This is a genomic window from Catenulispora yoronensis (genome assembly GCF_039531695.1).
Lineage (GTDB): Bacteria > Actinomycetota > Actinomycetes > Streptomycetales > Catenulisporaceae > Catenulispora > Catenulispora yoronensis.
The window spans coordinates 1-21,056 of record NZ_BAAAQN010000093.1 but is presented as its reverse complement, the minus strand read 5'-3'; the positions used below and the strand labels follow the sequence as shown (position 1 = coordinate 21,056).

Annotated in this window: 25 protein-coding genes; 7 read left to right on the top strand and 18 right to left on the bottom strand. The window is 67.7% G+C overall.

Going from position 1 to position 21,056, the window contains the following annotated elements; all coding sequences use genetic code 11:
* Window positions 1–44: 44 nt before the first annotated feature.
* The 12 genes from ABD481_RS43595 to ABD481_RS43540 form a co-directional block, all read right to left on the bottom strand.
* Entirely contained in the window at window positions 45–494 is a 450-nt protein-coding gene (locus ABD481_RS43595; protein WP_344671805.1) for a pilus assembly protein TadG-related protein, read from the bottom strand.
* Complete coding sequence (locus ABD481_RS43590; protein ID WP_344671804.1) at window positions 491–952, bottom strand: TadE/TadG family type IV pilus assembly protein; 462 nt, start codon at window positions 950–952, stop codon at window positions 491–493. Before ABD481_RS43590 ends, ABD481_RS43595 begins: the two co-directional genes overlap by 4 nt.
* 72 nt (window positions 953–1,024) lie before the next feature.
* The gene (locus ABD481_RS43585) at window positions 1,025–1,456 is read right to left on the bottom strand and encodes a TadE/TadG family type IV pilus assembly protein (RefSeq protein WP_344671803.1); all 432 of its coding nucleotides are present in this window, start codon (window positions 1,454–1,456) and stop codon (window positions 1,025–1,027) included.
* The gene (locus tag ABD481_RS43580) at window positions 1,453–1,668 is read right to left on the bottom strand and encodes a hypothetical protein (protein WP_344671802.1); all 216 of its coding nucleotides are present in this window, start codon (window positions 1,666–1,668) and stop codon (window positions 1,453–1,455) included. Before ABD481_RS43580 ends, ABD481_RS43585 begins: the two co-directional genes overlap by 4 nt.
* A 24-nt stretch (window positions 1,669–1,692) precedes the next feature.
* Window positions 1,693–2,082, bottom strand: a complete 390-nt coding sequence (locus tag ABD481_RS43575; RefSeq protein ID WP_344671801.1) for a hypothetical protein — start codon at window positions 2,080–2,082, stop codon at window positions 1,693–1,695.
* Window positions 2,083–2,111: 29 nt separating this feature from the next.
* Window positions 2,112–3,005, bottom strand: coding sequence for a type II secretion system F family protein (locus ABD481_RS43570; RefSeq protein WP_344671800.1), 894 nt, complete (start codon window positions 3,003–3,005; stop codon window positions 2,112–2,114).
* The gene (locus ABD481_RS43565; RefSeq protein WP_344671799.1) at window positions 3,002–3,892 is read right to left on the bottom strand and encodes a type II secretion system F family protein; all 891 of its coding nucleotides are present in this window, start codon (window positions 3,890–3,892) and stop codon (window positions 3,002–3,004) included. The genes ABD481_RS43570 and ABD481_RS43565 overlap by 4 nt, the downstream gene beginning before the upstream one ends.
* Window positions 3,889–5,217, bottom strand: coding sequence for a TadA family conjugal transfer-associated ATPase (locus tag ABD481_RS43560; protein WP_344671798.1), 1,329 nt, complete (start codon window positions 5,215–5,217; stop codon window positions 3,889–3,891). Before ABD481_RS43560 ends, ABD481_RS43565 begins: the two co-directional genes overlap by 4 nt.
* Window positions 5,214–6,047 carry a CpaE/TadZ family protein gene (locus tag ABD481_RS43555; RefSeq protein WP_344671797.1) on the bottom strand — a complete coding sequence of 278 codons (834 nt, stop codon included), beginning with the start codon at window positions 6,045–6,047 and terminating at the stop codon, window positions 5,214–5,216. Before ABD481_RS43555 ends, ABD481_RS43560 begins: the two co-directional genes overlap by 4 nt.
* A gap of 6 nt (window positions 6,048–6,053) precedes the next feature.
* Window positions 6,054–6,734 (bottom strand): SAF domain-containing protein, encoded by a 681-nt coding sequence (locus tag ABD481_RS43550; RefSeq protein WP_344671796.1) that lies wholly within the window; start codon window positions 6,732–6,734, stop codon window positions 6,054–6,056.
* A gap of 100 nt (window positions 6,735–6,834) precedes the next feature.
* On the bottom strand, window positions 6,835–7,755 hold the full coding sequence (locus tag ABD481_RS43545; RefSeq protein WP_344671795.1) for a hypothetical protein: 921 nt from the start codon (window positions 7,753–7,755) through the stop codon (window positions 6,835–6,837).
* Window positions 7,756–7,799: 44 nt separating this feature from the next.
* The gene (locus ABD481_RS43540) at window positions 7,800–8,372 is read right to left on the bottom strand and encodes a hypothetical protein (RefSeq protein WP_344671794.1); all 573 of its coding nucleotides are present in this window, start codon (window positions 8,370–8,372) and stop codon (window positions 7,800–7,802) included.
* Window positions 8,373–8,660: 288 nt separating this feature from the next.
* On the opposite strand from ABD481_RS43540, the gene ABD481_RS43535 reads away from it, so the two are divergent.
* Window positions 8,661–9,317, top strand: coding sequence for a prepilin peptidase (locus tag ABD481_RS43535; RefSeq protein ID WP_344671793.1), 657 nt, complete (start codon window positions 8,661–8,663; stop codon window positions 9,315–9,317).
* Window positions 9,318–9,353: 36 nt separating this feature from the next.
* Here ABD481_RS43535 and ABD481_RS47560 read toward each other — a convergent pair whose 3' ends face one another.
* The 6 genes from ABD481_RS47560 to ABD481_RS43510 form a co-directional block, all read right to left on the bottom strand.
* Entirely contained in the window at window positions 9,354–9,614 is a 261-nt protein-coding gene (locus ABD481_RS47560; RefSeq protein WP_425559416.1) for a transposase, read from the bottom strand.
* A 666-nt stretch (window positions 9,615–10,280) separates the two neighbouring features.
* Window positions 10,281–10,793 (bottom strand): hypothetical protein, encoded by a 513-nt coding sequence (locus ABD481_RS43530; RefSeq protein WP_344671792.1) that lies wholly within the window; start codon window positions 10,791–10,793, stop codon window positions 10,281–10,283.
* A 260-nt stretch (window positions 10,794–11,053) separates the two neighbouring features.
* Window positions 11,054–11,551 (bottom strand): SAM-dependent methyltransferase, encoded by a 498-nt coding sequence (locus ABD481_RS43525; protein WP_425559415.1) that lies wholly within the window; start codon window positions 11,549–11,551, stop codon window positions 11,054–11,056.
* Between the two features lie 27 nt (window positions 11,552–11,578).
* Entirely contained in the window at window positions 11,579–12,973 is a 1,395-nt protein-coding gene (locus ABD481_RS43520; RefSeq protein WP_344671791.1) for an NsdA family TPR-like regulatory protein, read from the bottom strand.
* 437 nt (window positions 12,974–13,410) lie between these two features.
* The gene (locus tag ABD481_RS43515; RefSeq protein ID WP_344671819.1) at window positions 13,411–13,863 is read right to left on the bottom strand and encodes a hypothetical protein; all 453 of its coding nucleotides are present in this window, start codon (window positions 13,861–13,863) and stop codon (window positions 13,411–13,413) included.
* A 57-nt stretch (window positions 13,864–13,920) separates the two neighbouring features.
* Window positions 13,921–15,381, bottom strand: a complete 1,461-nt coding sequence (locus tag ABD481_RS43510) for a helix-turn-helix domain-containing protein (RefSeq protein WP_344671790.1) — start codon at window positions 15,379–15,381, stop codon at window positions 13,921–13,923.
* A gap of 389 nt (window positions 15,382–15,770) precedes the next feature.
* Here ABD481_RS43510 and ABD481_RS43505 point away from each other — a divergent pair, with 389 nt between their 5' ends.
* The 6 genes from ABD481_RS43505 to ABD481_RS43480 all read left to right on the top strand — a co-directional run.
* The gene (locus ABD481_RS43505; RefSeq protein ID WP_344671789.1) at window positions 15,771–16,280 is read left to right on the top strand and encodes a hypothetical protein; all 510 of its coding nucleotides are present in this window, start codon (window positions 15,771–15,773) and stop codon (window positions 16,278–16,280) included.
* Between the two features lie 44 nt (window positions 16,281–16,324).
* Window positions 16,325–16,504, top strand: coding sequence for a hypothetical protein (locus tag ABD481_RS43500; RefSeq protein ID WP_344671788.1), 180 nt, complete (start codon window positions 16,325–16,327; stop codon window positions 16,502–16,504).
* The gene (locus tag ABD481_RS43495) at window positions 16,504–17,556 is read left to right on the top strand and encodes a hypothetical protein (protein WP_344671787.1); all 1,053 of its coding nucleotides are present in this window, start codon (window positions 16,504–16,506) and stop codon (window positions 17,554–17,556) included. The genes ABD481_RS43500 and ABD481_RS43495 overlap by 1 nt, the downstream gene beginning before the upstream one ends.
* A 112-nt stretch (window positions 17,557–17,668) precedes the next feature.
* Window positions 17,669–19,216, top strand: coding sequence for an amino acid permease (locus ABD481_RS43490; protein WP_344671786.1), 1,548 nt, complete (start codon window positions 17,669–17,671; stop codon window positions 19,214–19,216).
* A 142-nt stretch (window positions 19,217–19,358) separates the two neighbouring features.
* On the top strand, window positions 19,359–20,282 hold the full coding sequence (locus ABD481_RS43485; RefSeq protein ID WP_344671785.1) for a GNAT family N-acetyltransferase: 924 nt from the start codon (window positions 19,359–19,361) through the stop codon (window positions 20,280–20,282).
* Between the two features lie 227 nt (window positions 20,283–20,509).
* Window positions 20,510–21,056: hypothetical protein (locus ABD481_RS43480; RefSeq protein WP_344671784.1), on the top strand; the 547-nt coding region annotated here is incomplete at its 3' end.

Here is a 21,056-nt window from a genome sequence, read left to right as displayed (position 1 = left end):
TTCGTTCTTCGCTGCTGGTTCGTCGTGCTGGTAGTGCCGGGGTCTCAGGTGCCTTGTTCGGCCTTGGCGCTGGCGGTGACGTGCGCGGTGATGGCGCCGACCCCGGCCATGCCCAGGAACACGGTGGGCTGGATGTGGGTGACCGAGACGGTGACGGTCGTCCCGGCCACGTCGACCGTGCCGGTGTCGCCGGTGCCGGCCAGGTACGCCTTGGCGGCGCTGGCCGCGGCCTCTGGGTCGAGCACGGCCGCCCCGCCGGCGCGCAGGGCTCCCAGGTTGAGCGCCTGGGCGCCGGCCCTGGCCGCCTCCTGGGCCTCGTTGAGGGCTTTGACCCGTCCGTCCAGGGCCCGGCCGCCGTCGTAGGCCAGGCCGACGAACAGCATCAGTGCGATGACGATGACGATGGTGAAGGCGGTCACCATGCCGCCCTCGCGCCGTTCGGGCGCGCGCAGTGCCCGCCAGCGGGCGAGCACCGAGGTCGGGATTGTTGTCATGGCTGGTCCGGGGTTGATCGGTAGGTGTCGATGACCGAGGAGAAGGAGCTGGTGATGGTCTTGTGGCCGGGGAACACGCCCAGCCCGGACATGTCGCCCAGGGCGACGGTGCAGCTGAGCGTGACGCGGGCGGTGCCGCCCGCGGCGGTTCCGGTCACAGCGGTGTTCACGCTCATCGGGGAGCAGGTGATCCCGGCCCCGGAAAGCGCCTGCGCTGCCGCGGTCTGCGCGGCGTCGTCGGCCCCGCCGGGCGTCATCGACAAGCTGGCGGCGCGCGCGGCGGCGTGCACGGCCTGGTCCACTTGGATCTTGGTGTCGACGAGGCGGCCGACGGCCACCACCATCAGCAGGAAGATGATGAACAGCGGGGTGACCAGGATCAGCTCCAGTGATGCCGATCCGCGCTCTCGGCGGGCGCGTAGGCGCGCCCATCGGCTCGGCGCACGGTGGCGTGGCACAGGCCGTCGTCGCGTCACCGCGTCCTCCCATCGAAGTCGTTCGTGCGACGCGCGAACACGCGTCGCGGGGTGCTATTTGGTCCATGCCTCGACCGGCGCGGCGGCGTGCGCCGAGACGTGCAGATGGAACCCGGGAATCAGGGACTGGACGGTTCCGGTGACGTCCGCGGTGGCCTCGGCCGCGCCTCGGGTGACCGTGATGGACCGCTGCGGCAGGGTGCCGCCGGCCACCTGGTCCAGGATCTGCTGGCCTTGGGCCTGTCCCGTGCCGGAGGTCGCGCCTTGGGCTCGCGCGACGGCTACGGCCTGGCTGGCTGCGGTGTGCGCGGCCTCGGCGCCGAAGTAGAACATCGTGAACTGCGCGACGATCAGGATCAGCAGCAACAGCAGCGGGAAGGCCAGCACCATCTCCAGGGTGACCGACCCGCGCTCGGGCTGCTCACGCAGCCGGGCGAGGCGGGACGGCCCCCTGGCCTCGGCGCCGGGCGCGCCGGGGCGCCTCACTGGTTCGGCGAGAGGTTGACGTTGTTCGCGGCGTCGGTGGCCTTGGTCTTCAGGATCGCGGTGACAGCGATCGCGATGAGCACCAGGGCTCCGGCGATGACGATCAACTCGACGGTCCCCATTCCGGACTCGCGGTTCTCGGGCTTACGCAGCTCGTTGAAACGGGCCAGGTAGCCCTGGAACATGATCTTCAGGGGGGTGAGCTCAGACATCTTCGTGCGCCTTTCCTTGGTGTTTCAGATGTGCGCACTGCCGGACGGCAGCGCCTGTCGGCCGGGCAGGATCGCCTGGCCGAAGCTGTGGGTAGCCACGGCGGGGACGCCGGGCAGGTCGACGGTCTGGTCCGCGACGCGCGCGGCGCGGCACTCGGTTCGCCCAGCGTCGTTCGCGCAGTACGCCGCCGCCTCGGCCGCCAACCGGACCGACAGCGCGCCGGCGGCCAGCAGTCCGACCAGTCGCGCCACCTGCCAGCTGGCCGCCGGCGGATCCGCCCAGGCGATGGCGGCGGCCGTCAGCAGGCCCAGAGCCCCGTCGATCGCGAGCGCGTTGAACCGCGCGCACCAGCGCTTGCGCTGTGCCGTGTGGGCCTGCATGGCCATCTGGGTTTCCTCCTTCGCCTGCCGCATCGCCGTCTCCACCACTGACCTCAGGGCCTTTACAGACCGTTCATGACGTGCGCCATGGCCGGGTACCCGATCAGGAGCATGAAGCCCAGTCCCATGACCACGACCGGCAAGCTCATCCGCTCGCTGGCGGCGTTGGCCTCGCCCTGGGCCTCGGCCAGGCCGTTGGCGCGCAGCGTGGCGGCCTTGGCCGACAGCGACGCCCGGACCTTCGCGCCCTCGGAGCCTGCCAGCACCAGCGAGGCGGCCAGCTCGCCGAGCGCGGGCACGTCGAGCTCGGCGCCGAGCTGCCCGAGGGTCTGCCACGGGGCGACCCGGGAGATCTCGGCGGTGGCCAACGCCTTGCGCAGCGCGGTGAAAGCCCAGCCGTCCCCGACCAGCGACGCCTCCTTCAAAGCGGCCTCCACCCCGCCGCCGGCCGCCAGCGACAGCGTGACCAGGTCCAGGAACGCGCTCAACGCGCGGACCATGTCCTTGCGGCGCTCGGCGGCCTCGGAGCGGATGACGTAGTCCGGCGCCAGGAACCCGGCGGCGGCGAACGCCGCCGACAGCCAGGCCGGCATCAACCAGCCCATCGGAGACCCGGCCGCCGACATCAGTGCGGCCAGGGCCAGCGGGGCACCAAGCCCGAGCACCGCGAGCATCCCCTTCTGCGCCAGGTGCGAGGCCGTCGAGCGCTCCAGGACCGCCAGGTCCTTGCGCGCCTTCGCGCCGGGCAGACCGAGACCGGCCAGGAATCCGGCGAACGGCGCTCCGGCGCGCGCCACCCAGCCGTCGGCCTTGGAGGCCAGGATCGGCGCCGGGGCGGTGCCGGCCGACAGCGCCGACAGCGCCTGGGCCAGGGTCGGCTTAGGCGGGTACAGCCCGAAGACCAGCACGGCAACGGCCAGGCCGAATCCGCCGCCGCAGATCAGAGCGGTCATCATCGCCCGGCCCCCTCGTCGCCCGGGTTGGCCTGTAGACGGGTCAGGAACCGAGTCGGCTGCTTCGGTGCGGCGATCTTGTTCAGCCACGCGAACGCGACGCCGAACACCCCGGCCACGACCGCGAGCACGATCTGCCCGGTCGGGCCGTTGTAGGGGGTCATGTAGGAGCCGTCCATCACCACCAGCAGCCCGGCCACCGCCAGCACGAACACGACGATGATCCGCACCGAGGAGCGGGTACGGGCCCGGTCAGCGGTGATCCGCATGCTCTGCGCGGCCTGCTCCCGGGCGTACCGGGCCAGCTCGCCCAGCACCTCGCCGAGGTTGCGGGCCTGCTGGCGGGAGGCCAGCACGAGGGCTGCGACCACCAGGTCGCCGGTGGCGTCCCCGAGGTCCGCGGCGAACGCGCGCAGCGCCTCATCCAGACGCTTCCCGGCCTTCAGGTTCGCCGCCAGCTCGGCGACCTCGGCCCGGATCGGCACCGGCGCGTTGGCCGCAGCAGCCAGGATCGACTGCTCCAGACCCGCCGCCGCGCCCAGGGTGTCGCGCAGCGCCTCGGTGAACGTCGCGATCGCCTCAGTACGCACCTGGTCGCCCGCCGCGCCGGAGTCCTTGGCGAACATGCCCGGCAGCACCCAGGCGGCCAGCGCGGCGATCCCGGCGGCGACCGGCCACCCGGTGAACACCACCGTCGCCACTGCGGCGGCGGCCGAGAACAGCACCCTGCGCGTCGTGCCCGGCGCCTTCAGCCGCTCCAGCAGCTCCCCGGCACCCGAGCCCTTCGGCTCGGCGTCGGCGGGCACGCCGAGCAAGCCGCGCAGCATGAGCGTGATCCCCGCCGCCACGCCCAGGCCGCACAAGATCGCGGTCAGCACTCCGGTGTTCATATCGACCATCCCGCGCGCGCCGAGCGGGTCAGGACGTCCTCGTCGAGTCCGGCGTCGATGAGGCGCTGTGCGGTGTCGGCGGTCCAGCCGGTGCCGGGCACGGCCCGGCCATCGCGGCCGGGCTTGTAGACCTCGTTGCTGGTGACCTCGCCGTTGTCCCCGACGCCGGTGATCTCCCGGATCGAGGACACCACGCGGGTGCCGTCGCGCAGCCGCCCCAGCTGGATCACCACGTGCAGCGCGGTGCCGACCAGCAGGTTCGTGGCCGCGCGGTCCAGACGCTCCGGAGACTGGATGGCGTAGGTGGCCATCTTGTCGAACGCCTGCTTAGACGACGAGGCATGGATGGTGCCCAGCGACCCGTCGGTTCCCATGGTCATCGCGTTGAGCATCGGCACCAGCTCCTCGCCGCGGACCTCACCGACGATGACGCGGCTGGCGTTCATGCGCAGCGACATCCGCACCAGCTCGGCCTGGGAAACGGCGCCCTGGCCCTCGAGGTTGGCTTCGCGGGCCTGCATCGCCACCACGTCGGGGTGGGCGTGCTCCAGCCCGAGCTCGTAGGTGTCCTCGATAGTGACAAGGCGCTCCTCCGGGCCGATGCACGCCGCCAGGCCGCGCAGCACAGTGGTCTTACCGCCACCCATCGCGCCGCAGATCAGGATGTTCAGCTTGGCCCGCACCGCAGACTCCAGCTGCGCGGCAACGTCGAGGTCGAGCATGCCCAGGGCCGCCAGCTCCCGCAGGGAGACGGCCATGTGGCGGTGCTTGCGCACGGTCAGCGATACCCGGCGGGACACCGCCATCACCGCGAACAACCTGCTGCCGTCGGGCAGCTGGATGTTCAGCTGCGGATGCGCCCGGTCGAAGATCCGCTCCTCGGCGCCGGCCCGCGCGGCGATCGTGCGCAGCAGGTCGACGAAGTCCTCCTCGGACGCCGCAAGCGGCCCGACCCGGACCTTGCGGCCGTCGGCGTAGTGAACGAAGACGTTGTCGAATCCGTTGGCCGTGATGTTCTCCACTGACGGGTCGTCCAGCCACCGCTGCAGCCCGCCCATCCCAAACAGCGCGTCGAACACCGCCCGGCCAACCTTGGCCTCGGCCTGGCCATCCAGCACATCCCGGCCGCCGCCGGCCAGCCCGGCGCGGGCGTGGGCCATCAGCGCGTCCTCGATCAGCTCCCGACCGACCCGCTCCCGCTCGAAGCTGTCGGAGCTGTCGCCGACGCGCTCGGCCAGCCGGGCGCCGACCGAGGCGCGCAGCTTGCGCACCAAGTGCTGCTCGTCATCGGTCAGCGCCTCGCGCTCGAAGGTCGCAACGCTCATGCCACAACTCCGATCGGCTCAGACTCGGGACGGGCTTCCGTGCCGTCCCCTGGTTCGATGCCGGCCTGCTGGTGCTCGGCGGCCAGAGTGGCGGCCAGCTCGGCTGCGGCCATGGCCAGCGGCAGCCCGGCGATCCCGCTGCGCGCGGCCAGCCTGGACAGAGCCCCGCGCGGATCGGGACGGCCAGCCAGCATCGCCGCCGCCGCGGCGTCATCGGGCAGCTCGGCGAGCACGGACAGCCCGGTCGACTCCTCGATCTCCTCCACCGTGAACGGCCCCGACCCCACGGTCACCAGGCCCAAACGGGTATCGGTCGCCCGGCAGCGCGCCAACAGACCCTCGGCGCCGCTGATGACCCGGGTCAGCTCCTCCAGCACCGGGCGCGCCACCAGCAGCAGCACCTCCGCAGCCCCGGCCACTACCCAGCCGTGCCCTTCAGGGGTCAGATCGCCCAGGTCGGCGACCACGGCCAGGTCATCCTGGGCGCCGACCGCACCCACCCACTCACAGGCGTCCTCGGCGAGCATCTTCATCGCCGCCGACGCGTTCTCCGCCGGCGGCGGCGCCAGCACCACCTTCAGCCCGCCCGGCAGCTCCTGGACGTGCTCGGCCAGCAGCGCCGCGTCGGTGCTGCGGCGGGCCGCCACCGACAACGAGGCCAGACCCGGCTCCTGGCCCAGCTTGAACCGGGCGCCCAAGTCACCGCCGCGGGCGTCGGCCTCCAGCAGCACCGGCTCCCCGGCACCGGCCCCCGGCCACATCGCCCCGATCGCGGCGGCGGCCGTGGTCACCCCGGGCGAGGACTTCAACGATCCCAGTGCGATCAACATCGGCGATCAGCTCCCCGCCGGAGAGGACAGCACCAGCTGCACCTGCGCGGCCGGGATCGCCGCGATCGCCGACGCAGAACCGGCATCGGCCAGCAGCGACACCGAACCGGTCCCCGAATCCGTGCCAGGCGTGATCGACAGCACCACTGCGCTCGGCGCGGCCGACAGCGGCGTCGACGTCGCCGTGCCCGAGCTGCCGGAGGCCGGGGCGGTGCCGACAACCACGTGCGCCCCGGGGGCCAGCTCCAGCGGGTACTGTCCGGTCTTCACCGCCACCGCAATCACCTGCTGCCCGGCCGGCGGGAAGCTGGCCGGACCCACCTCGCGCCGCGTCACCAAGGCCCCCGGCGCCAGCGGCAGCGCCGCAGCCTGCCCGACCACGGAGCTCTGCGCCGAAGCCGGAATGAGGCCCAGTCCTGCGTCCGTGGCCACCTGCACGGTTGCCAGGTCGGACGCCTGGATGACCTGCCCGGCCCGCACCGGCTTCACCACCGCCAAATACGACTGCTTCCCGCCGAAGTTCAGCGAGGTCGCCGCGAACCCGACCGCGAACACCACCGCGAGCGCACCACCAAGGACCGCATAAGGCACACTGCGGCGCTTCGCCGCCGGCGACAGACGCGGCTCGGCCTTCTTCGCCGAACCGCCCAAACGCCCGGGGAACTTCACCGGAGTCGTTTTCGGCATGGAGGTAGCCATGTGCGGCATGCCCTTTCACAGGATCGTGGGAGGAGAGGCTGACCGGGCGGCGGAATCGCCACGCGGCGCTGATGAAGGAGGAGCGGGTCTATCCGGTGCCGGTGACGATCGCCGGAGACTGCTGCACGGTAACCGGGACGGTCGCGGTCGTGGTCAGGTCATTCAGCGTTCCGGCCTGACCAGCGCCGATCCAGTCGACTCGCCAGCCGATCATCGCTGTGACCTGGAACTTCCCACCCAATGCGCCGCCGGACGAGGTGCGGTAGGTATGGCCGCAGTCCGGCGAGGACGCCTTCGGATCAGTGCCCGGAGTGAACTGTGTTCCCGGACCGGTACATACCGTCGACGTACCGTCTCCGTAATCCCACCTCACCGAGACGGGAGTAGCGGTGGCCGTCACCGACATGCCCGGGACGGCAGCCTGAGCTGATACCGGGACCCACATCTCCTTGGGTAGAAAAGACCAGGTGGGGACACTTACCCACTGCGGGCTGCCGACCGGTGGGTTCGAGCCGATCACCGGCCTGGGCAGCACCAGGCTGTTACGTGCCCGGTCCGCCAACTGCGCCGCCGTCGGCTGCATCAGCGCCGCCGGAGGTGGCGTGGTCAGCCACACGTCCCGCTGCGTCGTAGTAGCGATCGGCTTTGTCGGATCACCGCCGGTCTTGATCGCATCCGGGCACGTCTCGAGGTACCAGGCACCCTTCTCACCACTGGGAGCGTCTTCCCCCGGCTGAGGAGTGTATGCCGGGTCCGCGGCGTAGACACACGCCCCGTTGAGCAGTGTCTGCGACGGCGAAGGTGACGCTTCGGATCCTCCGGAGCCGGACGAACCGCCTCCAGCGTTCGGAAACGAGGGCGCAGCAGAACCGGGTGTTCCCGGCGTTGTCACCACAACATCGCACTTCCCACTGGCGGGATCGCAGTTCACGCCCGTCCCGCTTCCCGGATCGCCCGGATTCACCGACGCCCTAACCGTGGTTGCGCCAGTAATCAGCGCCGCGAACACCAGAACCCCGATCGCACTGACACGGCGTCCGCAGCCTATTCGTGTCAGCACGTCCCGGTCCGGCTGTAGGCGAATGTCTTGACCTTGTAGCCGCCGTCAACCGGAACGACCAGGGCTTGAGTAAACCGCCGACCGCCCGGGTCGCCATCGTTCACCTTGGTGCCGTCACTGGTGTACTTGGTATAGCCGCTGTCATCGACACAATCAGTCACCACGATTTGCACGCTCGAACCAGAGCCGACAACGTGGGTCACGACCGGGTCAAGCAGTTTCGGCTCGCCCTTGGCGGACACATACCCGTTCAACCTATTGATATGGGTCGCGCTGTGGAAATAGGTCAGAGCGTCACCGACGAGATGATGGGACAGGGTCAGGTCGTTGTCGTTCATCGTCGCCTGGACCTTGACCACGTCAGCCCACATCGCCCGGTAGGTGACGATGCCGGCCTGCGCCTCCGGGCTGTTCTGGTCGACCGGAGTCGATGGGGACGACACGGTGGCCGAGACAGTGGGTGTCGCGCCGGTCGTGGCGGTACCGGTGGTCGACGGCCCCGGCGACAAGGGCGTCTTCGCCCCGCCCGACGAGGTGCTTGCGCAACTGGCTGTCGCCAGCAGCACCGCGCCGAGGACAACGCCAGCCGAGGCACGGCCTCCGAGAGAACGATGAGCCATCTGTAGTCCCCGCTAGTAGTACTTGACTTGATCCAGCCCGACCATCCAGGCCGCGAGCAGGCTATGCAGATCGTCTCGAGTACTTCCAGGCCAACCTGGCGCGCGTTACCTTGCCGAGATTTTTATACCTGCCGATACCCCTAGATACCGCCCAATACCGGCGCGTGGTGACGATATTGTAATCAAGTTCCCACTTGGTTCCCACAGCGACCGACCTTGGTTCGAAGGACGTCGATGAGTCATTTCAGCGCCGATGCGCCCGCCATCGTGCTGGGCGGAGGCGTCGGCATTGCCGCTGGCCTCTACGCCCGCCACGCACTCCGGCGAGCTGCTTCCCAAGGCGAGAGTGACGACGCGCTCACGCTTCCAGGATGGCTGCTGGCGGTCCTCGGCGGCCTGACCGGAGCGCTGATCGGCGCCCGGTTCGGCATGCAGGCCCGGTTGCCGGCTTACCTGTACCTGGTCGCCATCACCCCGGCCCTAGGCGCCATCGACGCCACCACTCGAAAGCTTCCCAACCGGATCCTGCTGCCTGCCTACCCAGCAAGCGCCGCGCTCCTGGGCTTGACGGCCTGGCACGACAGCGGCTCCGCAGCAATGTGGCGCGGCGCCCTGGCGGGAGCCCTACTCTTCGCCGTATTCCTCGTGGTCGCGCTGGCGGCACCGGTCGGCTCTTTGGGCTGGGGCGATGTGAAGCTCGTCGGAGTACTTGGGCTACTCCTGGGATTCCTGGGATGGGCGACGGTGTGGCAAGGCATGATGATCGCTTTCGGCCTGGCGGCACTGTACGTCGCACTCCGCACACTGGTGCAGCACGGTCAGCACGGCCAGTCCCTGCCGTTGGGACCGGCCCTGCTCATCGGATCGCTGACCGCCGTGATCGTCAGCTAGAGGACCCTGCCACCGATATGCTAGCCAGCGTGTTCATCATCGACGCGGTCTCGGCTGCGGACTCCTCCAGTAGGGAGGTGAACAGCTCCCGCTCCAGGATCTCCGGCACAGCGCCCAGTTCCGCAGCCGCGTGTACGCACCCTCCCAGGATCCGAACTGTTCCGGCAGTTCCTCCCACGGCGACCCGGTCCGGTACTTCCATTCGATCGTGTCGATCGCCTGCCGATGATCCCGCCACCGCCCACCCCGACGCGGCATCCGGTCCGGCAACAACGGCTCAATCCGCACCCACTGCACATCGTTCAACCCCACACCCGGACCAACGAACCACCGATCTGAAAGAAAAGCCCTAGGCAGCCCCTCTCGTCGTCTCTGGGCTTACCTCGCGCCGCCGCTGCGGCGCTGCTGTATGGCCGCTGGATTGAACGAAGGGACCGGCATCTGGCCGTGGAGTGCCTTAAGTCATGCGGAGCGCGGAAACCACGCCCCGCATAGCCGCCATGTTGAGGCGCAGCTGGTCACTGAATGTGAATATTTACAGCCGGCACTAGGCCGTTATGTACCTGAGTTGACCCAGTCGCTGCATACGTGTTCGTTGGCCTCCATGTCATATACGCAGGTCTGGACCTGATGTATTCCGTCATTGTCGTAAAGCTGACTTGTACTGTCTGAGTATTTGTCAACCCAAGTCGTCTGCGTCTTGCCACCGTTGGTGACGTTTCGCTGCACGAGCTCCATCGCACAGACGTTCACATCGCCGCGGTACTTGAACCACACGGCGTCCGCCCAGTGGGTCGTGACCTGATTTGTCACTGCCGAACAATTCGGGGTGGTAGCACCATAAGCGTCTGCATGCGCTGGAGCCGCCGATAGCAGCGTTGTGCCGAACAGGCCGACTGCAGCACGAACGACTTTCTAGCTGCGGCTGAGGTCTCAGAACGCCGCAGCAGTGAAGTCCGCAGACTAAAAGGCAGGACAGTGATTTTTTTGGTGGACTGCGGGATGTCGGCCTGCTGGGCTCCACCCAATCCGGTGGTGTTCTCGGTCTAGACCGACCCCTGTGTGCTGTTCGTGGCAGACTCGGGGGTGGATCGGCCAGATTCCCTCACGTAGCAGCGGCGGGGCGGTGCTCTCCAGCGCCAGCAGGGTCATGGAGTTGATTGGTGCCGGCGGGGCGGTGCCGACGTCGGCGTACTCCAGCAGCGTTACCGCAGCTGGTCCCGCCCACGGTGGCATCACCGGCATCCGGTTCAGGTCCAGGTGCGGGGCCTCGCTCTCGGACAGCGCCACCAACTCATCCCCACCCAGGCCGGTGACGATCGCTGTCGTGCCGGTGCGGGCCAGTTTCGCAGTGAGCTGGCTGAACGGGAAGAACAGCGGTTCCTCGTACAGTAAGATGAGTCTGCCGCGTACCCGGGGGCATTCGAGGTCCAGCGGCAGCAGCTTCGCGGCGGCGAACGGCAGGACGGCGCGCACTCCCGCGCGGCGTCGTTCCTGTTGGGTCTGGCCGGGCCCGTCTATGAGAAGCGCTGCGGTCCGTATCTGGTGCGGGTGCCGTTGGCAGCGGTGGTGCCGATACATCCGGAGTCGAACCCGCCGGACAAGTGGAACACGGTGGTCGCCGGCTGCCGTGGCCGGGCATCCAGCGCCTCGTGCAGCAGCTCGACGAACACGCCGAGCTGGTCGTCGTCGTCGTCGACGACGACGACGACGAGGCGTTATAGCCCAGCAGAAGGCTATTCAGCGCTCGCGGCGTTGTCCGTCGGCGCAAAGTAGTCGCTCAACATCTCGGTGGCCCACGTAGCACTGCGTACTTCACCTCGGGGCCCGAACTCCGGGAACCACGGTTTCACGTCCAAGACCGGGGTTCCGTCGACTGCGTCGAGTTCGGCGACGTGCAGATCCATGCCGTCAATCTTGATCAGCCGGCACCGGGACACCCCGATCCAATTGATCTTACGCATGTTGCGGTGGGCGAAGTAGCCGGTGGCTGGCCACGCGGGGTTGTTGCGTGCCGGCCGCGCCCCGAAGTGCAGGTCGTTCTTGTCGGTGAGGTGGAAGTGGAAGACCACTTCCAGGTGGGAGAAATCTTCCAGGCCGACCAGCGATTCGGAGGTGAATCGTTCGTCGTCGATGCGGATGATTGCCTCGGTGCCGCCCCAATAGTCGTCGGTGACTTCGGTGATGTCGCTGATGATGTGTGCGATCGGGGTCATGACGATCTGTTCGGCCACGGGCTCGGTCTCCATTCGCTGTATGGGTCAGTGGGCTGTTGCCAGGAAGGCCTGGGCGCGGGTGTCCAGAGCGGCGGCCAGGCGCGAGCCGCGCTTGCGGAACGGGGACAGTTCGCGTCGGATGTCGGTGGCCACGGCGCGGGTACGTCCGGAGTAGACGTTTTCGGCGACGTCCAAGGCTTTGCCCCAGGTGTCGCAGGCTTCATCGAGTCGGCCGCGGCGAATCTGGACGGCGCCGAGGTACCCCAAGGTCACGGCATGGGTCCGGGTGAAGGTGTCGGTCTTGCGCAGGGCGACCGATCGGCGGAAGGACTCCTCGGCGCCTTGGAGGTCGCCGAGGTCCCGCAGAGTGCAGGCGGTTTCCATGGCCAGGGAGGCTTCTGCGAAAAAGAAGACCCGGTCCGGTTCGGTATCGCCTGGGGTGGCGTTGGCCAGGTCGTTCTCGGCGGTGAGCAGTGCTGTCGTGGCGGCACGGTGTTGCCCTACCGCTCCGAGGGTCTTGGCGTGGACGACGCCCAGCAGTGCTCTCTCCCGTGGGGAGGCGGCAAGGTATCGCTGGCCTTCCAGGGAGGCTTCGGCGACGCGCAGGGCGCGTCGTGGGTGGCCAAGGTCGACTGCCTGGTGGGCCACGGCCCGCAGGATGTGCCCGACCAGCGGGGCATCGTCGGCTTCGCCGGCGAGTTTGGCTGCGACCTGGAAGTAGCGCAGGGCTGGGCCGTGTTCGGCGTTGTCGAACCGGGTCCAGCCGCCGAGGTAGGCCAGCTCCGCGGCCGCGGAGAACATCGCCCGGCGGACCTGGTCGCTGGTGAAGGGGCCGTTGAGCAGGTCTGCGACGGTAGTAGTGAGGTAGGCCCCGACCATGGTGCGGGCGTGGCCACCGCCAAGGCGCTGATCCATGCGGGTGATGAACCTGGTGGTTTCGCTGACGGCTTGCAGGTCAGCGTCGTTGACGAGATGCCGCCCGGCCGGTCGGGGTGTGGCGGCGGCGTCGTGGGCAGTCTGCTGCCACCAGCGCATGGGTGGCACCGCGAGCGCAGCTGTCTGGTACGTCGCGGCACCCAGAAGGTCTCGGCGCGTTTGGATGTCGATCCTCCTGAGGTCGGCCAGCGCCGCCAGGGTATCGACATCCCATCCGCTGCCGGCTGGCTGCTGCCCGCTGCCAGTGCCGAATCCGGCGTCTTCCAGGGTGATCCGGCGGTGCAGTCGGCGCGAGAGCGTCTCGCACAGCAGGTGCGGTCCGGCATCGGAGGGCACCGTGCCCTTTGTCCAGTGGAAGACGTGAACCTTGCCGACGGCGGCGAACTGGGTGGCCCCGTTTTCCGAGGCCACGCGGACGAACGCCGCCGCGAACGCCGCGTAGGACCAGCCGGTCTCGGCGATCAGCTCCGCGAGTTTGGTGTTCGGCGTGCGCTCCCGCGCCATACCCGGCTACCCCTTAGGCGATCTTGTAACGGCTTTAACGCACCCAACGCGTCAACCCAGTACCGACGCGGCGCGACCGCGTGTTTGCTCACTGTATCCGGATATTGCGACGGCCAGCGTGGCAGTGGCGAACTTGATCGAGCGGAGGTGAACTGGTGAGCGGTATCGGCACGGTCCTCGCCGAAGGCGGCGACCATCGCCATGCGCCGGATCCGCAGGTGTTCCTGCGCAGCGTCAACGGCAGCGGCGTCGAGCTGCTGCGGCACGACACAGCAGCCGCCCTCTTGGAGAAGGTCACAGCCTCGCCGTTGACAGTGGTGACAGGCGATCTGGCCCGGGGGTTCGCTTGGCAGACACTCGGCGCCGTTCTACCGCGCTCCCAGGATCCGATACTGGGCAACACCACTGCCACCGAGTCTCCGTTGACACGCGGTGGCCTATTGCCTTGCAGCTCCGGCGGGCCAGATCACGGTGACTGGCAGCCCTCTGTCGTGGGCGTCGGCCACGGCACCTGCGGTTCCACCGCGGTCCGGGGAAGGCTGTCCGTCCCAGACAGCTACCAGTGCATCGGCGTTGTCGAGCATCGTGCTGTTGGCGGCCTCGTAGGCTTCGCGGTTGGCGGTGGGGAACGGCATCGTGTGGATGACCGCCGCCTTGGCCAGGAGCGCGTCGAAGGTCGGCGCGTGGTCCGGTTTGACCTTGGTCTGCCGGTAGTTGGCCGAGGGCAGGATGACTTCCAGTGTGCCGCCGGTGTCCAAGACAGTCTGGGCGAATACGGAGTCTGCTCCCCGGGCGATGCAGCTGATGCCGGTCACCTGGGTGTCCAAAGTTTCGAGGTGTTCACGGATCGCATCAGCCACGAGTTCTGCGGTGGCCTCGGTGATGTTCATGTGGCCGGTCACAGCGATACGCACGTTGCGATCCTCCAGCTGGGTTTGTCGGGGTTCTCAGGATGCCAGGGCTTCATGCAGCCGTTCACGCAGTTCGGCGACTTGCGGCTGGTGTCGGAGGTTGGTCGAGGTTGCATGCAACGTACGCAGGCTGGCGCGGACCCGATCGGACTGAGTGCGCAGTGCGGCGTTGATAGCTGCATGTCCGACGTGGACGGCCTGTTCGACATCGCCCCGCAGGAAATGCACCTGCGCCAGGCCGCTTTGGTCAAGGGCTGCGCTGCGCAGGCTTCCGGCTTTCCGCAGCGCGATGGCGCGTTCGATGCTGGCCTCTGCCTCGGAGGCGTAGCGCGGGTCTTGGCGTGCGAGGTCCAGCGCGCGGCCACCGGTGACGCCGGCGAGCTCTGCGGCGTCGAAGTAGGAGATCCAGTATGGATCTTCCTCGGTGGAACCGGCATGAGCGAAAGCGTCTTCAGCCTGGCCAGTAGCCCGGCGGAAGGCCTCGGTGCGCCCGAGCTCGGCATAGCACCAGGCCTCACGCGTATGCAGCATCGCGGTCAGCCGAGCAATGCCATGATCTCGGCTGCCGTCTTGGGCCAGCCGAATGAGCTCCAGCGCGTCGGTCGCGCGGTTCCTGGGGCCACCCATGTTCAGCAACTGCCGAGCCATCGAAGCCAGCACACTAGCGCCGAAAGGACGATCTCCGGTGGGCTTGGCGGCTTGCAGAGCCAGTACGTAGTACTTCTGCGCGCTGGCGGGCATGCCACAGTCCCAAGACATCGTCGCCGCGATCTTCGCCAGCACGGCCATGACGTGAAACAGCCGCTTCCTGATGGTCTCGGGATGGGAGTCACGCAGCATATCGGCGACCTCGTTGAGCTGTCCGATGACCGCTTTGCGAGCCAGCCCTCCGCCGAAGGAATCATCCCAGTTCCGGAAGACCCGAGCCGCCGATTCCAGACGCGTAACGTCGACCTCACCGATCCTGCCCATCCGGCGCCCTCGGACGGGTTGGAAGCTGTCAGGACCCGTCAGCCATCTCTGGACAGGGTCGATAAGCGGCATTCCGACGGTGACGGCCATCGTTCGAAGGGCGCTGCGCCGGTCGAGCATCAGATCACTCCTAGTGATGCCGTAGACAGCTTCCACCGTCGGGGCAAGTTCCCAACTCCATGGAAGTCCAGCGTCGGCAACCGAAGCGGCCAGCGTGGTGCGGCGGTCACCTGCGCTTTCAAGCGGTGCCTGCTCGTGGCTTTCCCACGGCCGTGGCGCGAGCCCAAGCTGGAGGCCGGGAACACGCAACGCATCGGCGATACGTTCGAAAACCTCCAGCTTCTCGACTCTTCGGTCTCCATTGACAATCTCCAAGACTCGGCTGCCGGTCATCCCGACGGCGGCACCCAGCGCCCGCAGCGATACGCCACCGCGCTTGTTCAACAGCTCGAACACCGTGCCTATGTCGCGCTCGGCGAGCGCCTGTCGCATCTCCTCGCTGGCACGCAGGTAGTCAGACAGCAACGGCCCGCTTGGTCGGACGTGCCCCATCCTCATCACCGTCCTGCGTCCTTGGCACCTGTCGTCGGCACCTCACCGACTCGTTCATTCTCCGGGTCCAGAGCACTTAGAACCCTGATTTGCCGCGCACTGTGTACCCATGGTGGATACCCCAGGTGGCCTGTTCGGCGAGCTGATGGTGGACAAAGCTCCATGAACATCCAGAGGCGGCCACGAAAGGGGAGCTTGTGATGACGGCTGGCATCCCCACGTCGGCCCGGCCTGTTGGTTGCAGCCAAGCGACCTCTTCGCCTCCCCTGCCGGCTAGCGGCCAATTAGACAGCGTGTGCGGTGTCGGGAGCCCAGGGCTGCCGACGGCGTACCTGAAGATTGTCAACGGCTCTGGTAGGGAGTTGCTCCGGCGCGCAGAGGCCGAGGCGCTGCTTGAGCGGGTCACCTCATCGCTGGTGGCCACCGTTGTGGGAGATCTGGCGCGGGGCTTCTCCTGGGATTCTCCGGGTGCGGTTCCACGGCGTTCGCAGTCCGTGATCCCGCTGGACAGCGCGTCCTGGCCTAGTCCTGAGCGGAGTGTCGCGGTCCTTATCGAGCTGTGGTGGGCCCCGGACAGACAGGGATATCGCCGTATCCGCTTGTTCCGTGGGCAGGCCGCAGACCTGTTCGAGGCGTACCTCGTCGCCGGCGAGCTGTGGAGAGATCAGCTTGTCGCCAAGGCGAAGGCGCAGGCGGTGTTCCTGCGGAGTCCGGACGGCGCCATCGTCTATCAGATCGCCGAGAGGGCTTTGGCCTGCTCACAAGCTTGTGGCGAGACGGCGCGCAAGTTCTCGGCCACCCGCGCGGAGCGCGATACCACCGACCCGCCACCACTACACGATCCCCGAGGAGATGCGCGGCCGTGGCAGTAAGAGAAGAACGCAGAGACGGCCGGCTGTTCTACATCAGTCCGGACGTGACGGAGATCGTCAAGCTGCTGCGGGAGCATGCCGACGTTCGGGAGCGATCCTTTGATCCTATCGAGGCGTCGGCTCTGCGGCAGGTCGCGAGCGAGTTCGAACGGGGTATCCGCACCGACTATCAGTTCAGGGCCGGCTATGTGGTCGAGCCTGCCTGGCCTGAGGAGCTCCGGTAGTGGCGCGCCGTCGCCCCGCTGCTGGGCAGTCCCCGTTTGTGTGGTCTGCGGCCGGCTCGGACCTGAGGCTGGGTCCCGCGCTTCAGAATCTGCGGGCCGGCCTGTATGGCAGCGCCGCCGAGTTGCTGCATCCGATGCCTTTGGATTCGGACCTGCGCTGTCACCGGCTGCTGTTGATGGCCGCGGCGGCGTCGACATCCGGTGTTGCCGAGCATTGGATACGTGAGCAGCCGAACAGCCCTGATGGGTTCGCCCTGGCCGCCCGCACCGCGGTGGTACGTGCTGTGCGCGCTCGCCGGTGCGGCGCCCCCGAACTTCGTGCGTGGATTACGGAGGCGGAGCAGGCCTGCGCGCGGGCGGCGGAGCGCTTCGCTAGCGATCCGGTGCCTCACGTCGCGCGACTCCAACTCGCCGCGATCCGGCCCGATCCGGCCCCGGATCCGGATCGGGCGGTGCAGGAGCTGGAGCGGCTGCTTAGCTGGGTTGTGTACTGTGCGCCAGCGAGCCGGGAGGGTCATTTCCGTCTGGTCACCGCAGTGGCCCGTCAGCTCGGTGAGAAGCGATCGGGATACCTGACCCAGGCCGCCTTCAAGCATTGCGCCAATGCCGCCGCCGGGTCGCCGCTGCATTTGCTGCCGCTGGTGGCGTTGGTGGAGATCTTCCGGATGTCCCGCCGTTCCTCCCAGCCCGAGCGGGTCATTTTCGCGGACCAGTGCTGGTCGACAGCGCCGGCCAAACAGCAGATCCACACCGCGTTCGAGCTCTGGTTCCGCCACCGCGCACCTGGGCAGGCAGCGTTGCTGCCGGATCTGCATCTGCTGGCGCACGCGCTGTGTCAGGCACGCCTGTTTGCGCAGGCGGCGGCGGTGTTCGAGGCCATCGGCCGGTGGGGCTGGAGTGAGCCCTGGTCGCTGCACAGCACCCAGGACTCCAGCGCCGGCCACGTCCTGGCATGGGCCTACAACAGCTGCCTGGATGGCGTTGCCCGCAACCGCACCGCACCACCGCGCGCGTCCCGCCCCGGCGCGGTCGGGCTGCACACCACCGGCTGATCCCGGGCCAACCCCGTTGGGCCCCGCCTGCTGCTGCGGCGCGGGCCTGGGCCCTGCTGTCCCCAAAACCTGGGCCGGACACTCCCGGTCCCCAACCATGAAGGGCCTCCACATGAGATCCAAAACAGGTGCTGTCCCCGGCCAGCGACGGGCCACGACAGGTGGCGCCGACGATGCCCGGCTGGCCGAGCTGGGCTACAACCGAGTGCTGTGGCGCCGGATGAGCGGGTTCGCCAACTTCGCGATCTCGGCAAGCATCATGGCGGTCGTGGCCGGGGTCGCCAACAGCATTCAGCTGCCCATGAACGCCGGCGGACCGCGGCTGATGGTTTTCGGCTGGGCCGGCGTCGGCGCCATGGTGATGCTGGTGGTGCTGTCCATGGCCGAGATCGCCTCGGCCTACCCGGTCGCGGGCGCCGGCTACTACTGGGCGGACAAGCTGGCCCGCAAACACGGAAACTTCTACTCCGGGCTGGCCGGCTGGCTCAACTTTTTCGGGCTGCTCGGCGGAGTCGCCGCCACCGACATGGCAGTGACCTCCTTCATCGGCGCGCTCGTAGCACTGCAATGGAACGACACCCTGACCCCGGCCCAGCTTTACGTGGTGTACGCCGCGGTCCTGGCCATCCACGCCTGGCTCAACGCCTGCGCACCCAGAACCACCGATCTACTGCACAAGATCTCGGTGTGGTGGCTGGTGCTGGGAAGCGCCGCCATCATCGTCACGCTGTTCACCGTCCCCCACCAGCATGCCAACGCCACCTTCGCCCTCACCCGCTTCGTCAACAGCACCGGCTTCCACTCCGGACTGTACGTCTCAGCGATCGGACTGCTGTTCGCCGCCTGGACTTTCACCGGCTTCGACGCCTCCGCCCACACCGGCGAGGAAACCGAGAACGCTCAATGGTCGGTGCCCCGCGGCATGGTTCGCGCTGTGGCGTTCACCTGGATTCTCGGGCTGATCCTGACGATCGCGTTCACCTTCTCCATGATCCCAGACCGCTACGCCAGCGAAGCCGCCGCGCCGGTCGCGGCGGCACAGATCTTCCTGGACCAACTCGGCCCGACCGGAGCCAAACTACTGCTACTCGTCGTCACCGGAGCGATCTTCTTCTGCGGCATCGCCAACGTCACCGCGGCATCCCGGCAAACCTTCGCCTTCTCCCGCGACGGCGCGATGCCCTTCTCCACCTGGCTGCGCACCGTCAAAGGCGCCGACGGCAAAGGCATCCCCCGCAACGCCGTCTGGCTGGTGTGCACCCTCGCACTCCTGCTCGCGCTACCGTCCCTGTGGAACAGCTGGGCCTTCCCAGCGGTGGTCTCCATCAACGTGATCGGCCTGTTCACCAGCTACGGCATCCCCATCGCCCTACGGCTGCGCCTCGGCCGGGACTTCACCCCGGGCCCGTGGAACCTGGGCCGCAAAGGCCCCTGGATCGCAGGCGCCGCAACCGTATGGATCGCAGCATCCTGCACAGCCTTTCTGCTGCCACAAACCCGCCCGATCACCATTCACAACTTCAACTACGCCCCCGTCGCTCTGGCAGTGGTCCTGCTGATCGCCGGCGGCTGGTGGGCCTCACCCAGCCGCAAATACGACGGCGCACGTAACGAGATCACGGCCCGCCAGATGGCCAAGGCGATGGAAGACATCGCATAACCCACGCCATCACAGCCCTCACCGCATCGCCGGCCCGCACGCCAGGCGGGCCGGCGATGCGACCGACACCGCGCCGGCCACACTTCGATGCACCTTGCTCGCGCTGCCCACACGAGCCACTTCCGAAGAAGGGGAGACTCCGATGAGCCCTCCGCAGGATCAGGACTACTTCGCGCTCCGCAGTCCACTGCACACACCTGGTCTGCGAGTCCAACAAGCCGGACCTGATGCCTGGCAGATCGTTGAGAAGTGGGCCGCGCAGGCAGGACACAATCCCGGGACCGGAGACTTCCACCACGTCTGGAACCTCGACTCCGACGGATGCTTCATCGGCATGCTCGGCGATCAGCCTGTCTCGGCAATCAGCGTCATCAACTACAACAACGGATACACCCACCTCGGATCCCATCTCACAGCCATCAAGGATCCTGGGGCCGGCATCCGCCTCGACACCATGCGCGTAGCAATCCAACACGCCGGCGACCACACAATCGGCGTCGACGCGACCACACAGGATTTCAACTTCTACCAGCTGGCCGGGTTCATACCTGCATGGCGCACTATCCGCTTCACCGGACCGGTCCCCGCCGAACCGCCGATGCACGACCACTCCTGCACCAACATCACCATCCCCGACATGCGCGAGATGGCCATCCTGGACGCCGAATGCGTCCTGGACACCATGGCAGGCAGATACCAGTTCGCCCTGGCCATCGCTACAGCACCCGACCGCCACACCCTCGTCGCCACCGACCGGACCGCACGCCTCAGAGGCTACGGCGTGCTACGCCCAGCCCATCACGGATACCGCATCGGCCCGCTGTATGCCCAGGACCCGCGCGCCGCCACAGCACTATTCGACGCCCTGTGCGAGCGCGCCGGCCGCCTGGGCGCCAAGACAATCACCATCGACATCCCCGAAACAAACCACGACGCTCGGGACCTGGCCGAACACCGCGGCCTATCCCACCTGGGAGAAGCCACCCGCATGTACTGGTCCGGCCGCGTAGAGCCACGCCCGGCCGACACCCGCATATACGGCCTGACCAGCTTCGAAACAGGATAAGAACTCACCGAAGATCCCCCGGAACACCAACACCTGAACCGCATCCCCCGGCCGGCAGGCGCAATTCGCACACAGAGCAGAGACACGCACGCTATGGCGCTTACATGCCTGACATCGATAGACATCACGATGAAAGTCACCCAGTCAATGACTCTTAAGCCGCGATACGCCACAGGCTTGCAAGTGTCCAAGAATATCCGTTCTTCGACGACGGCACAGCTGCGTAAATGACCCTGCCGACGACAGATAGCGCGAGGCGTACCCTCCGGAGGTCTCTAGTCGAGGGGCTCCTGAATGGGATCGAGCCACCCCGGCTCGCCACAATCTACAGAATAGACCTGGAGACGGCCTATCAGCTTCTACGCGACACATGCATCTACGGCCCTCGGCCCGGCCGCTCGGCGCCGCTGCTGACCCCCGCCGAAACGGCAGAGCTACGCGCGGCATATAAGGAAACGGGGAGCAACAGCTTCAGCCGTTTTGTCGACACAGCCGACCCCGATCAGCTCTCGAAGATACTTATGAGGCTCCACGTCAAGTTCGGGCTGGCCACGGCCAGCAGCGAAATCGCATGGGCCCTACGACTAGACCGCAACGACGTTGCTTCCCGGCTGGCCGAGCACTGCATCTCCCCCAATTTCATTCCACCTGCCCTAACTCCACAGCAAGCTACTGACCTGCACGCCGCCTACAAGGCCACACACCCCGTCGGCGCCACCGCCAAAACGCACCCCGTACATGCACGCATCCTCACCGCGATGATTACAGTGCTGG

Coding starts and splice junctions, on each gene's coding strand:
- ABD481_RS43535 (WP_344671793.1), top strand. CDS start 8,661: ATGAGTCATTTCAGCGCCGATGCGCCCGCCATCGTGCTGGGCGGAGGC.
- ABD481_RS43485 (WP_344671785.1), top strand. CDS start 19,359: ATGAGCCCTCCGCAGGATCAGGACTACTTCGCGCTCCGCAGTCCACTG.
- ABD481_RS43580 (WP_344671802.1), bottom strand. CDS start 1,668: ATGTCTGAGCTCACCCCCCTGAAGATCATGTTCCAGGGCTACCTGGCC.
- ABD481_RS43490 (WP_344671786.1), top strand. CDS start 17,669: ATGAGATCCAAAACAGGTGCTGTCCCCGGCCAGCGACGGGCCACGACA.
- ABD481_RS43555 (WP_344671797.1), bottom strand. CDS start 6,047: ATGTTGATCGCACTGGGATCGTTGAAGTCCTCGCCCGGGGTGACCACG.
- ABD481_RS43560 (WP_344671798.1), bottom strand. CDS start 5,217: ATGAGCGTTGCGACCTTCGAGCGCGAGGCGCTGACCGATGACGAGCAG.
- ABD481_RS43570 (WP_344671800.1), bottom strand. CDS start 3,005: ATGATGACCGCTCTGATCTGCGGCGGCGGATTCGGCCTGGCCGTTGCC.
- ABD481_RS43520 (WP_344671791.1), bottom strand. CDS start 12,973: ATGGCGCGGGAGCGCACGCCGAACACCAAACTCGCGGAGCTGATCGCC.
- ABD481_RS43550 (WP_344671796.1), bottom strand. CDS start 6,734: ATGCCGAAAACGACTCCGGTGAAGTTCCCCGGGCGTTTGGGCGGTTCG.
- ABD481_RS43595 (WP_344671805.1), bottom strand. CDS start 494: ATGACAACAATCCCGACCTCGGTGCTCGCCCGCTGGCGGGCACTGCGC.
- ABD481_RS43565 (WP_344671799.1), bottom strand. CDS start 3,892: ATGAACACCGGAGTGCTGACCGCGATCTTGTGCGGCCTGGGCGTGGCG.
- ABD481_RS43515 (WP_344671819.1), bottom strand. CDS start 13,863: ATGAACATCACCGAGGCCACCGCAGAACTCGTGGCTGATGCGATCCGT.
- ABD481_RS43575 (WP_344671801.1), bottom strand. CDS start 2,082: ATGCGGCAGGCGAAGGAGGAAACCCAGATGGCCATGCAGGCCCACACG.